The sequence below is a fragment of the Christensenella sp. KGMB01412 genome, from assembly GCF_055522415.1.
The window spans coordinates 32,322-50,204 of the sequence record NZ_JBVFVW010000005.1; the positions used below are offsets into that span (position 1 = coordinate 32,322).

15 protein-coding genes are annotated in these 17,883 nt (G+C 44.9%); 5 read left to right on the plus strand and 10 right to left on the minus strand.

Annotated elements, in window-relative coordinates:
- Positions 1-13: 13 nt before the first annotated feature.
- The 9 genes from ACS5WU_RS09420 to ACS5WU_RS09460 all read right to left on the minus strand — a co-directional run bounded on the left by ACS5WU_RS09420 (position 14) and on the right by ACS5WU_RS09460 (position 11,351).
- Complete coding sequence (locus tag ACS5WU_RS09420; RefSeq protein WP_302760340.1) at positions 14-1,555, minus strand: hypothetical protein; 1,542 nt, start codon at positions 1,553-1,555, stop codon at positions 14-16.
- Positions 1,556-2,112: 557 nt separating this feature from the next.
- Complete coding sequence (locus ACS5WU_RS09425) at positions 2,113-2,718, minus strand: TetR/AcrR family transcriptional regulator (protein WP_465089126.1); 606 nt, start codon at positions 2,716-2,718, stop codon at positions 2,113-2,115.
- Positions 2,711-3,283 (minus strand): TetR/AcrR family transcriptional regulator, encoded by a 573-nt coding sequence (locus tag ACS5WU_RS09430; protein ID WP_302760343.1) that lies wholly within the window; start codon positions 3,281-3,283, stop codon positions 2,711-2,713. Before ACS5WU_RS09430 ends, ACS5WU_RS09425 begins: the two co-directional genes overlap by 8 nt.
- 172 nt (positions 3,284-3,455) lie before the next feature.
- Entirely contained in the window at positions 3,456-4,307 is an 852-nt protein-coding gene (locus tag ACS5WU_RS09435) for a tyrosine-type recombinase/integrase (RefSeq protein WP_059108852.1), read from the minus strand.
- Positions 4,308-4,638: 331 nt separating this feature from the next.
- Positions 4,639-7,428: an AAA domain-containing protein gene (locus tag ACS5WU_RS09440; RefSeq protein ID WP_302760344.1), complete on the minus strand. Its 2,790-nt coding sequence runs from the start codon at positions 7,426-7,428 to the stop codon at positions 4,639-4,641.
- 198 nt (positions 7,429-7,626) lie between these two features.
- On the minus strand, positions 7,627-7,830 hold the full coding sequence (locus ACS5WU_RS09445; RefSeq protein ID WP_302760345.1) for a hypothetical protein: 204 nt from the start codon (positions 7,828-7,830) through the stop codon (positions 7,627-7,629).
- A gap of 745 nt (positions 7,831-8,575) precedes the next feature.
- Complete coding sequence (locus tag ACS5WU_RS09450) at positions 8,576-9,115, minus strand: methylated-DNA--[protein]-cysteine S-methyltransferase (protein ID WP_302760346.1); 540 nt, start codon at positions 9,113-9,115, stop codon at positions 8,576-8,578.
- 10 nt (positions 9,116-9,125) lie between these two features.
- On the minus strand, positions 9,126-10,586 hold the full coding sequence (locus tag ACS5WU_RS09455; RefSeq protein ID WP_465089127.1) for a DNA-3-methyladenine glycosylase 2 family protein: 1,461 nt from the start codon (positions 10,584-10,586) through the stop codon (positions 9,126-9,128).
- Positions 10,587-10,823: 237 nt separating this feature from the next.
- Positions 10,824-11,351, minus strand: coding sequence for a nitroreductase family protein (locus tag ACS5WU_RS09460; RefSeq protein ID WP_046442709.1), 528 nt, complete (start codon positions 11,349-11,351; stop codon positions 10,824-10,826).
- A 143-nt stretch (positions 11,352-11,494) separates the two neighbouring features.
- Here ACS5WU_RS09460 and ACS5WU_RS09465 point away from each other — a divergent pair, with 143 nt between their 5' ends.
- The 5 genes from ACS5WU_RS09465 to ACS5WU_RS09485 all read left to right on the plus strand — a co-directional run bounded on the left by ACS5WU_RS09465 (position 11,495) and on the right by ACS5WU_RS09485 (position 16,636).
- On the plus strand, positions 11,495-11,938 hold the full coding sequence (locus tag ACS5WU_RS09465) for an Rrf2 family transcriptional regulator (RefSeq protein ID WP_046442710.1): 444 nt from the start codon (positions 11,495-11,497) through the stop codon (positions 11,936-11,938).
- Between the two features lie 295 nt (positions 11,939-12,233).
- Positions 12,234-13,409: an MFS transporter gene (locus ACS5WU_RS09470; RefSeq protein ID WP_302762253.1), complete on the plus strand. Its 1,176-nt coding sequence runs from the start codon at positions 12,234-12,236 to the stop codon at positions 13,407-13,409.
- A 134-nt stretch (positions 13,410-13,543) separates the two neighbouring features.
- On the plus strand, positions 13,544-14,560 hold the full coding sequence (locus ACS5WU_RS09475; RefSeq protein ID WP_465089128.1) for an NAD(+)/NADH kinase: 1,017 nt from the start codon (positions 13,544-13,546) through the stop codon (positions 14,558-14,560).
- 99 nt (positions 14,561-14,659) lie between these two features.
- Positions 14,660-15,148, plus strand: coding sequence for a MarR family transcriptional regulator (locus ACS5WU_RS09480; protein ID WP_302762326.1), 489 nt, complete (start codon positions 14,660-14,662; stop codon positions 15,146-15,148).
- Positions 15,149-15,355: 207 nt separating this feature from the next.
- A complete protein-coding gene (locus tag ACS5WU_RS09485) occupies positions 15,356-16,636 on the plus strand; it encodes an MFS transporter (protein WP_465089129.1) in 1,281 nt (426 codons plus the stop codon).
- A gap of 73 nt (positions 16,637-16,709) precedes the next feature.
- Here ACS5WU_RS09485 and ACS5WU_RS09490 read toward each other — a convergent pair whose 3' ends face one another.
- Positions 16,710-17,879: an N-acetylglucosamine-6-phosphate deacetylase gene (locus ACS5WU_RS09490; protein WP_046442715.1), complete on the minus strand. Its 1,170-nt coding sequence runs from the start codon at positions 17,877-17,879 to the stop codon at positions 16,710-16,712.
- Positions 17,880-17,883: the final 4 nt, after the last annotated feature.

Here is a 17,883-nt window from a genome sequence, read left to right on the forward strand (position 1 = left end):
TGATTCTAATCCCTTACTGTTCCGCGCTCTCTGCCGCATGTTCCAATATGGCGCAGCGGAACCGCTTCCCGTGATCTTCTTGTGTTGCCGTAAAGACATATTCCGTCTCATTTGCCCCGGGAATATCCGTCCATGTCTGTCCGCCGTCTGTGCTTTCCTGCCATTGGTATACAAGCCCTTCCCCTTCGGCGCGCACGCGGAATGTTATATTGTCCCCCACCGCGCCTGTCTGGCTCTGCGGGTTTTCCACTATGGATATTCCGCTTGCAAGATCAACGCTTTGTTCGATTTGGCTTGGAAAGATATCGTCCAATGGCTCAAGCGGCTTTACCTCGTCGATCTGGTTCGGAAAAATCGGATCGATCGGCTCAAGCGGCTTTTCTTCATTTACATTTTGCGAAACGATGACCGGCGTGTAAAAGCGCACCTCGCTTTTACTGCCGTCCGCCCATTCCTTCTCATATACCGCTGCAATATCTTCCGCTCCCGTCTCGTCCCGGCTCACGACCTTCGCCCTGCCGTCATCCATATCGCTGCATTCAAGTATGATATTATCGAACGACCATTCCCGGAACAAAAGCCCAAAACGTTCCGCCGTTTCTGTGTTTGCCTGAACCTCCGCGCTTTTTCCGCCTGCCGCCAACGTCACATACGAAGGTTCCGGGGTTATTGTATATACGCCGTCCGCTTTGTTCATTAAGCTATCTACCCCAAACGCAGTATCGCTTCCATAGGCATTCGACCATAAACACTCGCGATACACGTCAGCCGGTGCGTTGTTGTTTCCCACAAACGCACCGTCCAGCTTCCCCCTGTTTGGGTTATCTGCATAGGCCTGTACATTACTGATGCTCTTTGCGCTCTCTATTACCGCCGCGAAACCACCCGACGCCTCCACTGTATTTTCATCCTGTTTCAGCAAGTCTCCTTCAATATATATATCCGTTATTTCAGCCTCGCCCGATATAACATTAAATAATATGCTTTGTCTGCTTTTTGTATTGACTTTAATGTCTGTCAGATTTACACTGCTTATTGCCCCGGTAAAATAATTGAATATGCCGGTGCCTTCATCTGATTGAATAACGAGGTTTGATATGCGATGTCCATTGCCTGAAAACTTACCGGAAAACGGCTTTTCACTGTTTCCGATCGGCGTAAACGAAGCGCCCTCGCCGTCGATATCCTGTATCAGTTCATATGTTCCATCCAGCGGGTAGCCTTCACTGCCGATCCTTTGCAATTCGTCCAACGTCGTAATTGCTATTGTGTTTTTATCCGGTGATGCTGTCTGCACAGGCTGTTCGAATATTGGCTCGTCTGCATCTCCTTGCGGCGCGACGTTTGCAGACGCAGTGGGTATATCCGATGGATCCGCTGCTCCCTTCTCGCCAGACAATTTGGGCTGAGCCGTCGTTTGAGTAACAATATCTTTTTTGCTCGGTATTGTTTCGTTCGTTGCAAAAACGGGCGCACAAAAAGACGCTGTGAGCAGCAAGCTCACCATGGCCGCTGTAATGATCTGTTTTACTTTTGCAGGTTTGTTGCTCTTCATACTCAATACCCTTTTCCAATCAAAACTCCCCCGGAGGAAACCCTGCGTTTGCTTGCTATAATTGATATTAACGCAATTATGGAGAAGAAACCTTTTTCCATACGAAATATTGATTGGAATTGTTGTGGCAATCCCGAATACAAAACAACAAAAACAATTAAGGCTGCCTTATCCAAAGCAGCCTTATCGGAAAATCCTGTAAATCTCCTAAATTTTTAATAAAATTTTACGCCACAAAATATAGTTGCAGATTATGCCATACATACGAATATATAACAATAATTCCATAATACAGGCAATTCTCAACTCTCAAAATTCTATTTTAATCATGAAAAATTTAAAAATGTAATTGACAAAAAATATTACAAAATGGTATTGTATTCTTGAAAATAATACTAATTAAGTGAAGGATATGTATTTGCATTCTGTAATATCAATTATAGCAAGCATATATGCAAATTTTTACGGGCATTGTGCCCGTTTTTTGTTATTAGTTACAGTATATCCTATTTTTTGGTAAAGCAATCGTTAATTTTTTCAAATATCCGTTCCTCGCCTTATCCTATATCGTCCGGTTTGGCTTTCAAGCCTAATATTTCCTCCATCATATAAACAACATATTCCTTGAGTCCGCATTGTAAAACAAGGCTTCCGCGAAGGATTCGCCCTGAAATCCCACGGATCAATGCACGGATCAGCATAAACGCTTTCTCCATATCCTCTTCCGGAACACCGGCCCTTTTATAAAAATCCGCCGCTATATTCCAGTATTCTTTCATTTGGGCTATGAGCTGCTCATTGTTTCCCGCATATTTGTCGATTTCGTGGATATTCTCCCCGGTTAAAAAAATCGAGGAATACCCTGGATTGTTTACATAGTAGCGTATCGATTCCTCGATAATCACCAGATATGCCTCTTCCCCTCTCTGCTTTCTCAAACGCGCCCGTTTCAAAACATAGTTACCCAGCGCGATCAGTATCCTTGTGTAAAGCTCCTGTACCAAGCCCTCTTTGGAGCCATACATCCGGTACGGCGCCTGTCTGTCGCATCCGCACGCTTCCGTCAGCTTTCTCACGGAAAAGTTTGCTATTCCTTCTTTCTCGATCATTTTTAATGCCGTTTTTATGAGCAGCTCCCTTTTTATTTCCACCTTATTACTCATTGCCGCGTTCTTCCTCCGCACGTTTAAACCACTTTACAAGCAATTCAAAATATTGCTTCCATTCTTCCCCGGGGACGACTGCCGGAAGAAGCTCCAGCACCGCGCCCGCGACGATAGTCTCATGTGTTTGGACGTCAATATTCCGTTTTTTATATGGATATGTACTGTACGGATAATCCACAATAAACCGGTTGACTTCCATATCCTTTTTCACGCAATATTGGGGAATTTGATTTGCAACAGGCATCCGCAGTAAAAAACCGTATTTTTCATTGTTTTTCCGGCAAACCTCTTCGATCACAAGCAGCTTTTCAACCGGATCGTCAATCCCGTGGATATTTTGTGCCTTCAGTTCTTCCGCAATTTCAAATATTACAGATTCCCTGATCGCCATAAGCAGCTCCTGCACATTCCTGAAATGGTTGTAGGGAGCGCGCGGCGTCATATTGCAAAGCTTGGCCACTCCGCGCATCGATAAATGGCCCGGCCCACCCTCTTTGATCATTTTGATTCCCGCCCGCACTAATTTTTCCCTGATTCGTTCGCTGCTTTGATGTTTTGTCATTGTTCCATCCTTGTTTCTGATTGTTATACCTGATTATATCCTGTTTCCCACAGAAATAATATACCCAGAATAAAAAAGGGGGATTCTCAGACAGGCTTCCTCCCCCGCCATCCCGGCCAACTTTCCCCACTGCATTTGACGCAGGGGGAAGTTTGACCATTACATGCTTTTATCACAAATCGACCGCCTCGATTTTCGCCTTTTTCTCTGCATTCGTTGTCCGCGTATAAATCCTCGTCGTATCGATGCTCGTATGCCCAAGGACGTCTGCCAAGGTAACGATATCGTTTGTTTTTTCAATGAACCGCTTGGCAAACAGGTGGCGCAGGTTGTGCGCAAATAGTTTTTCTTTTTTGATTCCCACTCTCGTCCCAAGCGCTTTCATTTCCGTACAGATATGCGACCTGCTGATTACTTCCCTGCCGTACTGGCCTCCAAAAATCACACCGCCTAATATGTCGTGATTCTCGCAATAATCCTCCAGCATCTTCCGCACTCCGTCTTTGAGCATAACGTTACGGATTTTTCCTTTATTGACGATCTTTGCTTCGCCGCGTTTAACAGCATCTACCGTTATATATTTTAATTCGCCCACACGTATGCCCGTTCCTGCAAGTGTGCGGATGATGTAATACATTTTGGGATTTCTCACCTTGGCCGACATCAGCAGCCGTTTGTATTCTGAAAAGGAGAGGACATTTTCTACGCTGTTTGATTTCTGCATTTTCAGCTTCTTCAGCTTCATAACCTCCATCCCCATAAAGGTGAATAAACCGTTCAGGGCGCTGAGCATCAGGTTCACTGACGCCGGAGAATATTTCGCAAGCAGCCATTCCTTAAATTCAACCGCGTTGATCTTGTTGAACCTGTCAAGGCTGCGTTCATCTCTCAGATACCGGATAAAGGCGTCAATATGCCGTGAATATGCGTTTACCGTATTTTTCGCTTTTTCCTGCATCATAAGGTACTCCACATACTCCTTTTTCTTTTTTTCCACTTCTTTCAGGGTTACATATTTGTTCATTCTTTCCTCCCATTTATTGCGTTAACCTACGCATAGTAAACATAACCCTAAAAAGTGGATAAACTATGTATAGTTTTTGAACAGGATGTTTCCGGCAGATTAAATTATTTTATCACAAAAATCAAAGGAGCCCGTACCGCAGATCGGGAAATTCGATTAAACAAACTGCAGGAAAAAAGGACTGACAAAATCAAGAAGTGTCGTTACAAAAATCAAAAGGACAAACACAAAAGGCAAAGCATATTAAATTCATGTCACCTTGCCTTCTTATCAGATATCATGATTTAAAAGCTAAAATCAATTCATCGCAAATCTGATTTTCAATTTTCAGTCAACTGATGGTTTTAAAATTAAGGTGCGCTTTCAACTGCCCCATAAACTCTTCTTTTGTATAAGCCTCCTTTGAAGAAATTCTCCATAATGGAATTCCCATATGCTCCAACGCTATATTCTTTTTTTCATCCCTTTCTTTTTGATCTGCTCGCATATGGCTGCTTCCATCCAGTTCAATGGCCAGTAGCGGATTATTGATTTGATTCAAAATGGTAAAATCGACATGTGTATTTTCATGCAGTACAAAACGCCTGATATCCAGATGAGAATCAAGAAATTTCTTATCAGTAACCAAATCCCCCAAAGGTAATTTCTTCCTGCACCGCAGCATTCCGCGTGTCATTTCACAAAAATCATTGATATGATCAAACAAGGCTTTTTCAAAAATATTATCCAAATCGTCCCTCGCAGTATACGAACGCATCTGCCTATATAAATCATCAAATATACAGACGGATTTATCAGGGATTTCTTTTCCGTAGGTTTCAATATAGTTGATCAAATCACACAAATCCTGATTCTTTTTTCTCAGATAATTCTTATCCGATACCAAAACAAATTTCTTTTTTGAACGCGATACTGCTACATTAATGAGTTCTTTGTTAAACATGCAATGGCCTCCCTCAAGATGCCGGTTTGCAAAATCCAGATCATTCAAGACCGTGGAAAAATACACCGTTTCCTCTTCCTTTCCCTGAAAGGCATGAATCGTTCCGCATACGTCTTCTGTACAATCCAGACGCATCCTTAAATGCTTTTCCTGCGCAGAAAACGGAGTAATGGCAAAGCTTTTTTCAAATTGGCCTCCTGTAACCTCTTGAATAGATTCAATCTCCCTATCATTATAAAAAGATTTTTCCTTTTCTTCTATAGCGGCGTATTTTCCTGAATCGACTGTTAATAATTGCATTGAGCCATGATTGGCTTCCGTATAAATAATCAGGGAATTATCATAGAAAAATTTATTGCAATAATTGATGATGCCATAGTCACAGCGGTAATGCTCCTGCAAAACAACAGGCCGTATATTCCATGTTTTTTCAATGCTGCTCAAAAATGTCTGCTTTGCGTAATCACGATCTTCATCAGGCGCCTTGATATCGGCAGGACAGTTGTTTCTGATGGCACTCAGTTGTTTCTGGTCTCCCACCACAACACAGTTGTCTGCTAAAGATAACATCGGTATGCCTGAAACCAGATCACATTGCGAGGCTTCGTCCATGATGATATAGTCGGCTTTTGTTCCAGCTTTCAGCATATCAAAAAAATGTTTGACCAATGAATCTGCCGTTGTCAAAAACACTGGATAGATCGTCCGCAACTGTTTTTTATATTTGCTGTAAAATATCCCGACGTCCTGCGAGAGAATTTCACACGCACTTGCTTTGTAATCCTTTTGGTTGCTTCGCTCATATAAGTAGTCCTGTAGTAGCAAAATAGATTCTTGTATGTATCCTGCCCCTGATTTGGACGCATATAATTCCGCCAATTCAGCTCTTCTCTCATCCAATTGCTCCTCCTGTAATTCCTTTCGGAGCATATCGATATTCTTGTTGAGATAGATATCCTCCAGTTCAAATTGCAGTAATAAGCCATCTTTTACAAATTGGTCCGTTGTCATGCTCCATAACAGCCGATTCAACAAACGATGCCACCAGGAAATTTCCCCTTTATCATCCAATTTTTGCAGAACATGGGCAATACGGTCAATTTCGCGGCGTAAAATCTCAAACCTGCTGCTTTTTTTAAAAAACCGGATATTACGAAAATCCTTTGACTCCTGAAAGGCCAACTTCCGCTTTTCTACATGCCGTAATTGATTCTCACATTCCTGTAGCCGGTTCTTTTTTTTGATGATACCATTGATACTCTCTTCTAACTTTTTCAGGCTATGGTATTTCTTATGGAGGGATTCTCCATTTCCGCCATGTGGCTGCATATTTTTCAAGTTCTCTGTCGTCTCATATACTATATCTCTTAGGCGGCTATTCAGTTCTTCCATAACCTTTTTGTTGCCAACCCTCAAATAAAAACGCGGTAAATTCAATTTATCCAATTCTTCTTCCACATTTTTAATTGCCGAATTATTTTTGGAAATAACAATGACTCGTTTTCCCCGTATCACAAGGTTTGCAACAATACTTAATATAGTAGTCGTTTTCCCCGTACCAGGAGGGCCTTCAATCACAGAAACCCGGTTATGCAGCGCTGCCTCAATCGCTTGTTTCTGTGAATAATTGGATTGGCTCAGCAGTATAACCGGCTGATTGTCGGCTTCTCTGCTCTTATTGACTTCTTTGGAAAGCAGATAGTTCAACAATAACCCATCGGCCTTATGATATATATTTCCAAATATGATATTATAAATATCTTGGGTATTACGTATGAAAAATTCCCGTTCCTCCGGTGATAAATCGTGTTTCTCTTTCGCGTGAGGGATAATATCCTGATAATACTTTTCATATCGCTGGATTAATTCCATCGCATCTTCAGCATTTTGCATTATCTCCGCAAAGCATTTTTTCTCATATTCCTGCTGGTTCGTTTCGTTTTCAAAAGAATAGTCGGCGACATTTTCAAATTTATATCCCTTACTCATCTTACTCTTAGAATTGGCAAAGCGTCCCGAAAAACTTTCTAATTCGATATGATCCACCAAAACATTCGTTGTTTTCCCTGTTTTTATATGCCTGACTGAAAGCACATATTGTTTTTCGCGAGCAAACTCTAAACAATGTATCAGTTCCTTTTGATCTGTCGCCATTTCATGAGCCTCTTCTTGTATCATAAGTATGAATCCAAAGCATCCACAATCACTTGATCTCTATGATCTTTTACAGCAAATTTGAACTTATGTCCCAATGGACAACAGCCTGATGCTCCGCCGTTCTCCGTTCTTTTCATGACATTCATATATTATCCTACCAATTCAAAAGAGTCAAACATTTCCAGGCACATCTCCATTATATTGCCAAAGTTATCCTCCTCAACGCTCATTCCTACTATAGTGCATAATTTGCCCTCTGCCAAAAAACACGATATGAATCGCATCAATATCGATTATATCGCCCGGTGAAGATGATTGGGCAACTCCTTTGGCAATCATCAATTTGTCAGGATATTTTGTTGCTTCCATTTCATATTGCATCAGAATCGCCGCATCGATCGCAGACAAATAGTCCTCATACATTTCCTTGCCTTCCTCCCTGTCATCCCTGTATACGGCACCGCGGAAGCCGTTAACGTTATATACGAACCGTCAATCGATGTACTCATGAATTTTAATATTAAATTATCGAGAACATAAAAAGGCTATCCCGAAGAATGGCCTTGCCGTCTATAGATTTTGCTTTTGTAATTATTAGAGCATAATATTACACCCGACCTCTTTCCTGAAGAAATCCGTCAGGAAATGGGTTCCCTGATCAAGCAGGAAGCAAGGCAAAAAGCGTGTCCATAAATGGCTTGTGGGCGCTGCCTGCTGCGCCATTTCCGCGATGATTCTCTTTTCAGTTTTTGCAACTCCAAGAGTCAACGCGGTTCATTATATGTCGACCGAGAACAGCGGTCATCTCAAACGGCCATACTGGAGGTGACACAAGAAAGTAATTCAAGGCAAAATTAGATACGTTGGAAGAAGCTTTTTATAACACCCTTTTAGCTGAGCAGAAATAACAAAAGAGTCTCCCGCCGAAGCGGGAGGCGTTCCTTTACTTTTCCGGTGTCTGTTCATCAGCTATTTTCATCGGATCATCGATGTGTTCGCTGGCTATTCCCATTCTATCTAATTTGTCTTTCACAGATGCTTTCTCTTTGATAACGGCATATTTGTCATCTACATAATATTTTCCGACAAACCCATTGAATAGCGCATGGCAGCGCACACCGTTGTATTCAGCCAGATAGTCGTTGTCCCAATACAGTTTTAACGCTTGCTATAGCGCCGTCCCTTTTTCAGGGATAAAAAAGCGTGACGTATCCACCCCTTCATGTTCAAGCAATTTGATTTTGGTTTCCACTCCACCGGCGTACCCCGTCAGGTTGCCATTCGATCCTACAACACGATGACATGGAATGATAATAGATATGGGATTATGCCCCACCGCACCTCCAACTGCCTGGCTGGACATACTCTTTTTACTTGTCCTGACGGCTATTTTGTTGGCAATCGCGCCATAAGTGGTGACTTCGCCATAGGGAATATCACATAAGATGCTCCAAACCTCCTGCCGGAACCCGCCGCCGATTGGTTTCAACGGCAACTCATAGATAGCCGGCTTTTCACCTGCGAAGTATCTGTCCAGCCACTTTTTCGTTTCAATAAACACCGGGAGATCATCTTTTTCTGTCATTTTTTCAGGAACCGTATTCCCAAAATATTTTTGTCCTTCCATCCACAGTCCAACAAGATTCTTTCCGTCACACGCAAGCGTAATTTTGCATATTGGCGAAGAGTAAGTGGTTGCATAATACATTTTTTCCTCCTCAAAGCGTATTCCAAAGGTTGACCGTTGCATAGCTGCGCCAAGGCCGCCACGCTTCCGCCATCTGTAATAATTCTTTCGGCGTATATGGCGCGAGCGCTTTTTTTACGCCCGCGTCTGTTTCCAGAAAAGCGTCGGGCCATCCCAAAGCGCGCATGGCAATATACTGCGCTGTCCAGTTCCCGATTCCTTTTATTGCCATCAGTTTTTTTATTTCCTCTTCCGGGTTTGCACACAGGTCAAGGTCAATGTCTTTCTTTTGAAGTGCGCGTGCAAGATCAAAAATCGTTCTTGACCGTGCGGATGTAACGCCCAATTCGCCCAAACGGCTTTCAATGTCGTCTCCAGGCGCAAGGATGTCTTCCGCCGACGGGAAAATATGCGTCAAACCATCTATCCCCGTCTCTGCATGCGTGCCAAACGCCTGCACCAGCCGGGCAGCTAAGGTGCCAGCCGCTTTGACAGTGATCTGCTGCCCTAAAACAGCTCTCACAGCCATTTCAAAAGAATCAAAGCAGCCGGGCAGCCTTGTTCCCAAAGTGCAAAGGCCGGGCCGGAGTTCGTTCATAGAGGAAAGCGTTCCATAGACCGCATCCGGATCGCAATACAGGTCAAAAAGCCTGCGTACCCGTGCCAGAACCTGAGGCAACGCCCGCAGCAGCGTTTCGCTTACAGTGACGGTCAATACATTCTTTTTGGGTTTATGGCCTACCTTTATCCAGCCGTAAACATGCTTTCCCTTTGCGCCGGTCAGGCACACTGTACGCATATATTCATTATTGCTTACCGTTTCTACACCTGTAATTGCGCGGTCTGCCAGAAAACCCAGAATTTGTTCCCAACGGTAAGGGGGGCGGTAGCCCAAAGCCAGCGTAATATTGTCATTGCTTTGTTTTTCTTTCGCCCTTTGCTTTCGCAGGGCGCCGGGCGAAAGATGATAACGTTTTTTGAATAGGTCGTTAAAGCGCCGCAAGCTTCCAAATCCGGCAGCCATTGCCACATCGAGAACCGATAAATCCGTATCTGTCAGCAGATTTTTTGCCAATAGCAGCCTGCACGTTTGGAGATATTGCACAGGAGATACGTGATATTCTTCTGTAAACACCCTTCGCAGGTGACGATCCGTACACCCAAGCTTCGCCGCAAGCTCCCCCACGCTTTGTCCGCTCCCACAGTTTTCTTCCAATAACCGCGCAGCTTTATGGACGAGCACAGCGGACGCATCCGTTACGGAAGTACCCGGCGCGAGCTCCGGCCTGCATAAAAGGCAGGGACGGTAACCAGCCTGTTCCGCTTCTGCCGCGGTGGAATAAAACGTACAGTTTTCTATTTTAGGCCGTTTCGCCCGGCAAACCGGGCGGCAGTAAATACCTGTTGACGATATTCCCACAAAGAAACGTCCGTCAAACCGCGTATCTTTTGCCATAAACGCATTGTATAAGCCGTTTTTGTTCCCAAGCATTTGCCTGCCTCCTCTGCTTTATAGTTTCATTATATCATAGCCGTTTTAAAAATCCGGCCATTTTCGGACATGGTTTTATGTTTTTTCTATATAGTTTAAATTTAATAGCCCCGGCGCAAAAAAACGTCCTTAAGGACGTTTCTTTGCATACAATAAATGTGCGCGAACACATACGGGTTCGCCAGAGCAAACCCGCAGGTATAAAGCGCTGTCGTATTCTTCCGCCCGAACCAGCGGCTAAACTACTCGAATATAGTCCTTTTTACGCTCAGCGGCCTCTGGCTGCTCACAGTCCGCATATCCCAAAGCGATTGAAGCGACGCCCATCATATTTGCAGGAAGCTTCCACTTTTTAAGCAACGCTTGTCCTTCCGGCGTTTCAAGCATTTCTTTTGTCCTATGAATCCAGCAACCGCCCAGGCCCGCCGAATAGGCGGCATTCAATAAATTGCCCGCAACCAAACTTCCATCTTCCACCGGAGCGATCCCATCGGTGGGAGCCAAAACGAGTATTATGGTTGGCGCGCCATAATAGGGATGCGTTTCTTCATTCCCATTCATAATTTTCCCATTTATTTTATCCAGTTCTTCCACGTATTCCTTATTTTGAACGGCAACGATGATAGGTTGCTGTTGACCACCAGCCGTAGGCGCATAAGTCCCCGCCTCCAAAACTACACCGAGCTCCTCTGCCGTTATCTGCTCCGGCTTGAATTTACGAATACTCCTTCTGTTTTTTAAAACTTCCAACGCTTCTTTTTTCATGATTTTTTCCTTTCTTTGCGACCATTTGTTTATTTGTAGTGTTAATAACTACAAATAATTATATTGTATTTTAATTGTAGTGTCAATGGCTACAGTTGATTTGTAACCAAAAGTCTATTAGAATAACAATAGAGGTATCGAATATGAGAATGAGCAGCAACTTTACGGTTTCAATTCAAATGTTATTATTGATGTTGATTTCCGGCAATCAAAAAATTACAAGCGATATTATTTCACAGAGCACGGGCGCTAATCCCGTGCTAATCAGGCAGCTATATAAGAAACTGAAAGACGCCGGTATCATTAAAGTGTCAACCGGTCAGGGCGTTACGACATTATCGAAGGATCCAAAGGAGATATCGCTATGGGATATTTATACGGCGGTAGAAAAGCACAATGTTGACGATTTATTTAAATTTCATCCTAAAATCTCCGACGGATGCCAAATTGGCCGTTTTTTCAAAGAAATCCTGAGCCCGCATTTAGAGGATGCAGTCGAAGCCTTGTCAAAAGAAATGTCCGGCGTTTCATTGTTCCAATTAGCAACGGAATGGGCTGAATTAAACAAGGAGACTGCGGGGACATAATTGCGGCGTCTGGTTTTTCGAGACAATTTCAACGTGTACTCAGTTTAAGGCGGACGGTATTTATATGTGGATATCAATGAAAAAGCTCATCGTAACCATAACGGTATTTCTTCTGGTACTTGCCTGTTATCCACAGCATTGAACCTGTAACAAATATTAAGGGCCTATTGGATGGTAACTTTATACAGACATATAAAGCAATTTTGTCAGGTTGAATTTTATTCATACAACTTCTGGCTTTTCCATAGCTCTCCATGCTAAAATATATTATTAAGGTATCAAAGGAGCTTGGGGAATGGTTGTACTGCTGGTTATCATCTATTTGGCTTTTATCAGCCTTGGCCTTCCGGATTCGCTGCTTGGCAGCGCGTGGCCCGCAATGTACGGCGGCTTTGGCGTAGATATCGCAAGCGCCGGGATCATTTCGATGATCATTGCGGGAGGCACTATCGTTTCCAGCCTGTTGAGCGACCGCCTGATCCGCAAGCTTGGCACATCTTATATTACGCTGATTTGCGTAGCGATGACGGCTGTCGCCCTTTTGGGGATTTCATTTTCAGGCAGCTTTATCGCCGTTTGCTTATGGGCTGTACCGTTAGGCCTTGGCGCGGGCTCCATCGACGCGGCATTAAACAATTTTGTTGCCCTGCACTACAAGGCCGCCCATATGAATTGGCTCCATGCTTTCTGGGGCATAGGCACCATCATCGGCCCCCTCATCATTTCATCGGTCTTAATACAGTCCGGCACATGGAATACGGCCTATCGCGTCATCAGCTTTCTTCAGTTCGGCCTTGTCGCTATCCTTATTTTTTCCCTGCCGCTCTGGAAAAAAGCCAGGTCTCCTTCAAAACCGGAAGAGGCGGATCAAAAAACATCGATCGCCTTGCCCACGGCAATACGCCTGCCCAAAGCAAAACCCACGCTGCTCGCCTTTTTCTGCTATTGCTCTGTCGAGGCAACCGTAACGCTTTGGGGCAGCAGCTATCTGGTTACGGTCAGGGGGATTGCTGAGGACGTTGCAGCGGGATGGATATCCCTGTATTTTATCGGTATTACGCTCGGCCGCATCCTGTCTGGTTTTTTATCCATGAAGCTGTCGCAAAAGCAGTTGATCCGCCTGGGCCAGCTTTTAATCGGCATAGGAATTATCGTATTGCTCCTTCCCTTACCCTCTCTCGCGGCGGTAGTCGGGCTTCTGTTTATCGGCCTTGGCTGCGCGCCCATTTTTCCCAGCCTTCTTCATGAAACGCCAAATACCTTCGGTAAAATCAATTCACAGGCGCTTATGGGTATACAAATGGCTTCAGCTTATGTCGGTACAACCTTCATGCCCCCGCTGTTCGGCTTGCTTGCCGAACGGACTGGCTACGGTGCGCTTCCCTTTTACCTGGGTGCGTTACTTGTGCTGATGGTATTTATGGTAAACAGGATTTATCCAAAGGCAAAAACAGCCCCCGGCAAAGCGTGAATCAATGTGCGGCAGCTTTTTCACTTGATTCCGTCAAAACGCCTTAACCGTCTTGTTTTTCCAGTATGATAGTGCTAGGATAAAGAAGCCGGCGGTTTGAAAAACCGCCTTATGCTTAATGCTGTGGCAATCGAATGAAAGCGGTGAATCATATGGGAACGATTGGAATTGTTGCAAATCCAAACTCCGGAAAAGATATCAGGCGCATCGTGTCGTATGCGACCACCTTCAACAATCAGGAAAAAATCAGCATCGTGAAGCGGATACTGTCCGGAATTTACGAGCTTGGAGACCATCATATTTACATTATGCCGGATGATAACCATTTGGGATATCACGCGCTGGACGGCATGAGTCAGAAAGAGATTCAGGACAGGGTTACCATCCCTGACCTCTATGTATCGGGCGACGCACAGGACACCTCCGATTTTGTGGATTATATGGCGCATGAATTGAAGGCGGACGTTATTATTGTGCTTGGCGGGGACGGCACAAGCCGCGCCGCAGCAAAAACGATAGGAGACATACCGCTGATTCCTGTATCTACGGGTACAAATAATGTTTATCCCCAGTTCATCGAAGGTACCGTCGTGGCAATCGCAGCTGCGGCATTAGCCGACAACGTACTGAAAAAAGATGATATTCCCCGCGGAAAACTGATCGAGGTAAGCGTTTCCGACGGTCAAACCGACATTGGGCTGATTGACGCAGTTGTTTCAAGAAAAAACTGTATCGGCGCGCGCGCCATTACCGACGAGGGAGATATCGACGCAATCCTCGTAACGCAGTCGCATCCGGCCAATATCGGCTTCTCCGCCCTGATCGGCTCTTCTAACATCGTATTGCCGGAAGACGATTACGGCGTATATGCGGCGCTTGACTGGCAGCGCAGGGATTATGTTGCCGCCATCTCTGTCGGCGTACTCGTACGGTTTGGCTTGCAGCAAGTCCGCACGCTGAAGCCAGACGAAGAGCTTCGGCTAAAGCCCGGCTATTTTGGCACGGTTGCGCTTGACGGCGAACGTGAAATAACTTTTTGTCCGGAAGACACCATTACAATGAAGATAACGCGCAATGGGCCTCGCAAGGTAGACGTAGCGCAAGCGCTTCAAAGGGTGGTGGATCTTGGTTATTTGCGCGCTTTGAAATAAACGGCCCTGTGGGCAAATCCAATACAGCCAATATTGTTGAAACGGAAACAAAAAAGCAATATACTGTTGTTACTATCACAATAAAAGGGAGGAAAGACCATGGATAAATCAGAGCAGGTTTTAGCCGGCCTTTGGGACTTGTTCAGCAAACGAATGTGGCTGGATGAATTCAGGATGAAGGCTGCGCTGAAGGAATATACCCCTTCCGAAGTACATTGCATCGAATATATTGGCAAAAATGAGGATCCCAACGTAACAAAGCTTGCGGAGGCCTTTTATATGACGAGAAGCGCCATCAGCAAATTAACAAAGAAACTCATAAAAAAGGGATTGATTGAAAGCTATCAAAGGCCTGATAACAGGAAAGAAATCTATTTCAAGCTTACCAGCCATGGAAAAACGGTAAATGAAATTCATAACCAGCTGCACAAAGAATCCCGGGAAAGGGATAGAAAAGTATTTGAACAGATGACCGCACAGCAATTTGACAGTATACTTCGCTTTGCAGAAAACTACAACAGGCATTTGGATGAACAAATCAAGAAATTGGGCGTTGATATTACATCAGGCTACTGCGACAGGCTGTAACCATAGCGCTCCTTTTTGCCTGCATGCAAAGCACAGGCGGTTTTAGCCGCAATAAACCCAGTGTTTTCGATGTAAAAATGTTAAGCGGCCCGCTTCCAAAAGCAGGCTGTTTTTTTATCCCCTTCATTTTTGTTGACAAGGACACAAAAATATGTTACCGTAGCTTTTAAGTCTTAAGACTCAATACGCTTTCGGAGGATACCATCTATGAAACAGGAAAAAGCGATTTTTTCAAGGGATTTTACGCTTGTTGCAATGGGCCAGATCATTTCCATATTTGGCAATCAAATTTTGAGGTATGCCCTTCCGCTCTATTTATTGAACCTTACCGGCTCGTCCGCCCTGTTTGGAACCATTTCAGCATCCGCTTTCATCCCTATGCTCGTTTTATTTCCAATCGGCGGGATCATCGCCGACCGCTTTCACAAGAAAAATATTATGGTGCTACTGGATTTTGGAACGTCAATTCTGATTTTCCTGTTTTGCCTGTTGGAGGGCAAAATGGATATTGTACCGCTTGTGGCAATCACAATCGTCGCGTTGTATGGCATACAGGGTGCTTACCAGCCCGCAGTACAGGCAAGCATACCTGTTTTGGTCAGTCCAGAACATTTGATGCAGGGCAATTCGATCATCAATCTGATCAACTCTCTCGCCAGTATGCTGGGGCCGGTTTTTGGCGGCATCCTGTTTTCTGTTTTTGGCCTGTCTCCTATTCTGTATGTAAGCATCGGCTGCTTTTTTGTATCCGCAATCATGGAAATCTTTATCCATATGCCATTTGAGAAAAAGCAGGAAAAAGGCAATATATTCGCAATAGCCATTGGCGATCTGAAAAAAAGCTTTCACTTTATGCTCCGGGAACAACCTGTACTGTGGAAAATATCGTTGGTTTATGCTTCTTTGAATCTTTTCCTGACCGCATTAATCCTGATTGCAGTTCCCGTCCTGGTTACGCAGCGCCTGGGATTTGCCGGGGATACCGCCAACCGGCTGTATGGATACGCACAGGGAGTCATCGCCGCCGGCGCGGTATTGGGCGGACTGCTTGCGGGAGTATGTTCTAAAAAATTGAAAGCAAAGGCAGGCCCGTTCCTGCTGATTGGCTGCGCGTTGTCTGTCCTTTTGGCCGGGATTGGGCTGCAAATGTTAAAAAATCCAATGGCTGTCTATGTTGCATTGCTGGTCGGCAGCGGCCTGTTGGTGGCGTTATCAACTGTATTCCAGATTCAGGTACTGTCATATTTGCAGATTTTAACCCCTGCGGATTTGATCGGAAAAGTAACGTCGTGCTTTATTTGCATCTGTATGTGCATGAATCCCCTCGGTCAGCTAATCTACGGTAATGTTTTTGAGAATATCGGAAATAATGTATATCTTCCATTTTATATTGCCGCGGTAATCGTGATTGGAATCAGCGTCGTTACCCGCCGTATTTTCAATGGAATCGATCCTTTGCTTGAAAACAGAAAGACCAAGGACTGCTAACCGCCGCCCCCTGGTCTTTTCCCGTCCTTATGAAGCAACCGGGCTTTTTTGCATAGGGGCAGGCCGATTATCCTCAGGCCTCCGCTCCTTCAAAAAACACTTTTTTAATACCGATTTTGTCATCCATAATCACAAGGTTCGCTTTCTTGCCTGTGTCGATGCTTCCAACCGTATCAAACATACCCAGCATCTTAGCGGGATTTGCGGTTGCAAATTTGATCACATGGCAAATGCCGTAGCCTGTGTGCATCATCATATTCCTGCACGCCACGTCCATCGTCATCCTGCTTCCGCATACCCATCCCTGCTTATCGTAACCAAGGTCCGGCGCTTTTGTACCGCCCATTATCGGCCCCTCCGGATCCGCACAGTCCAACGGATAATGATCGGTTACAAGAATAATTTTCTCCAGCCCTTTGATCTTGACCACCATACGCAGCATATGCGGCTTTACATGGATTCCGCGCGAGTCGCAAATCAGCTCCGCATACATATCGTCGTCATACAGGCATGCCTCATCCGGCCCGACGTCCCTGATGCCAACATTGCTTGGAATGATCGGATTAACCACGGCGGTTGCATTGCAGTGATGCGTCTGATTTTTCAGTCCATACTTTTTGAGCCGGTACGCCATATATGGCTTACATTCCGAGTGCCCCATAGAAAACACAACCCCAGGATTTACACGCAGCGCATACCTGACAAACGTTTCGATGTCATCACGTTCCGGCGCAACGCACCATACGCGCACATCCTTACCCGCATAATCCACCAGCTCCTGCATAACCGCAGTGTCAATCGCACCATGCCATTTGACATCGTTTGCTTCGGAACCGTATTTGGGATTCATGAACGGCCCCTCCATATACAGCCCGTCGATGATTTTTCCTGCGCCGCCCGATTTTTGTGCGTCGCGTATCAGGTCTATCGCATGCTTGAATTGCTCAAGGTCAAGGCTTTGGTACAATGCCGGCAAAACGCTCGTGGTGCCATGTGCCAGAAATTCCCTGCACGCCGTTTGCGGATCTTCATAGAAAAACTTGTTGTTCCCGCCATGGCAGTGTACGTCGATAAAGCCCGGCGCAGTATAATTCCCACCTGCGTCAAACACCTGCGCGTCCTCCGGAATACAGACGTCTTTCCCCGTTCCGGCTTCCAGTATCCCGTTTTCGTCAAACAGGACGGCTCCGTCATAAATAAGCCCATCCTCCAAAACGACCGTCGTATTTACAATCGCTTTCATGATA

Bases quoted from the DNA above. Each gene is read 5' to 3' on its own strand.
- ACS5WU_RS09420 (WP_302760340.1), bottom strand. From the start codon at position 1,555: ATGAAGAGCAACAAACCTGCAAAAGTAAAACAGATCATTACAGCGGCC.
- ACS5WU_RS09425 (WP_465089126.1), bottom strand. From the start codon at position 2,718: ATGAGTAATAAGGTGGAAATAAAAAGGGAGCTGCTCATAAAAACGGCA.
- ACS5WU_RS09430 (WP_302760343.1), bottom strand. From the start codon at position 3,283: ATGACAAAACATCAAAGCAGCGAACGAATCAGGGAAAAATTAGTGCGG.
- ACS5WU_RS09435 (WP_059108852.1), bottom strand. From the start codon at position 4,307: ATGAACAAATATGTAACCCTGAAAGAAGTGGAAAAAAAGAAAAAGGAG.
- ACS5WU_RS09440 (WP_302760344.1), bottom strand. From the start codon at position 7,428: ATGATACAAGAAGAGGCTCATGAAATGGCGACAGATCAAAAGGAACTG.
- ACS5WU_RS09445 (WP_302760345.1), bottom strand. From the start codon at position 7,830: ATGTATGAGGACTATTTGTCTGCGATCGATGCGGCGATTCTGATGCAA.
- ACS5WU_RS09450 (WP_302760346.1), bottom strand. From the start codon at position 9,115: ATGTATTATGCAACCACTTACTCTTCGCCAATATGCAAAATTACGCTT.
- ACS5WU_RS09455 (WP_465089127.1), bottom strand. From the start codon at position 10,586: ATGCTTGGGAACAAAAACGGCTTATACAATGCGTTTATGGCAAAAGAT.
- ACS5WU_RS09460 (WP_046442709.1), bottom strand. From the start codon at position 11,351: ATGAAAAAAGAAGCGTTGGAAGTTTTAAAAAACAGAAGGAGTATTCGT.
- ACS5WU_RS09465 (WP_046442710.1), top strand. From the start codon at position 11,495: ATGAGAATGAGCAGCAACTTTACGGTTTCAATTCAAATGTTATTATTG.
- ACS5WU_RS09470 (WP_302762253.1), top strand. From the start codon at position 12,234: ATGGTTGTACTGCTGGTTATCATCTATTTGGCTTTTATCAGCCTTGGC.
- ACS5WU_RS09475 (WP_465089128.1), top strand. From the start codon at position 13,544: ATGAAAGCGGTGAATCATATGGGAACGATTGGAATTGTTGCAAATCCA.
- ACS5WU_RS09480 (WP_302762326.1), top strand. From the start codon at position 14,660: ATGGATAAATCAGAGCAGGTTTTAGCCGGCCTTTGGGACTTGTTCAGC.
- ACS5WU_RS09485 (WP_465089129.1), top strand. From the start codon at position 15,356: ATGAAACAGGAAAAAGCGATTTTTTCAAGGGATTTTACGCTTGTTGCA.
- ACS5WU_RS09490 (WP_046442715.1), bottom strand. From the start codon at position 17,879: ATGAAAGCGATTGTAAATACGACGGTCGTTTTGGAGGATGGGCTTATT.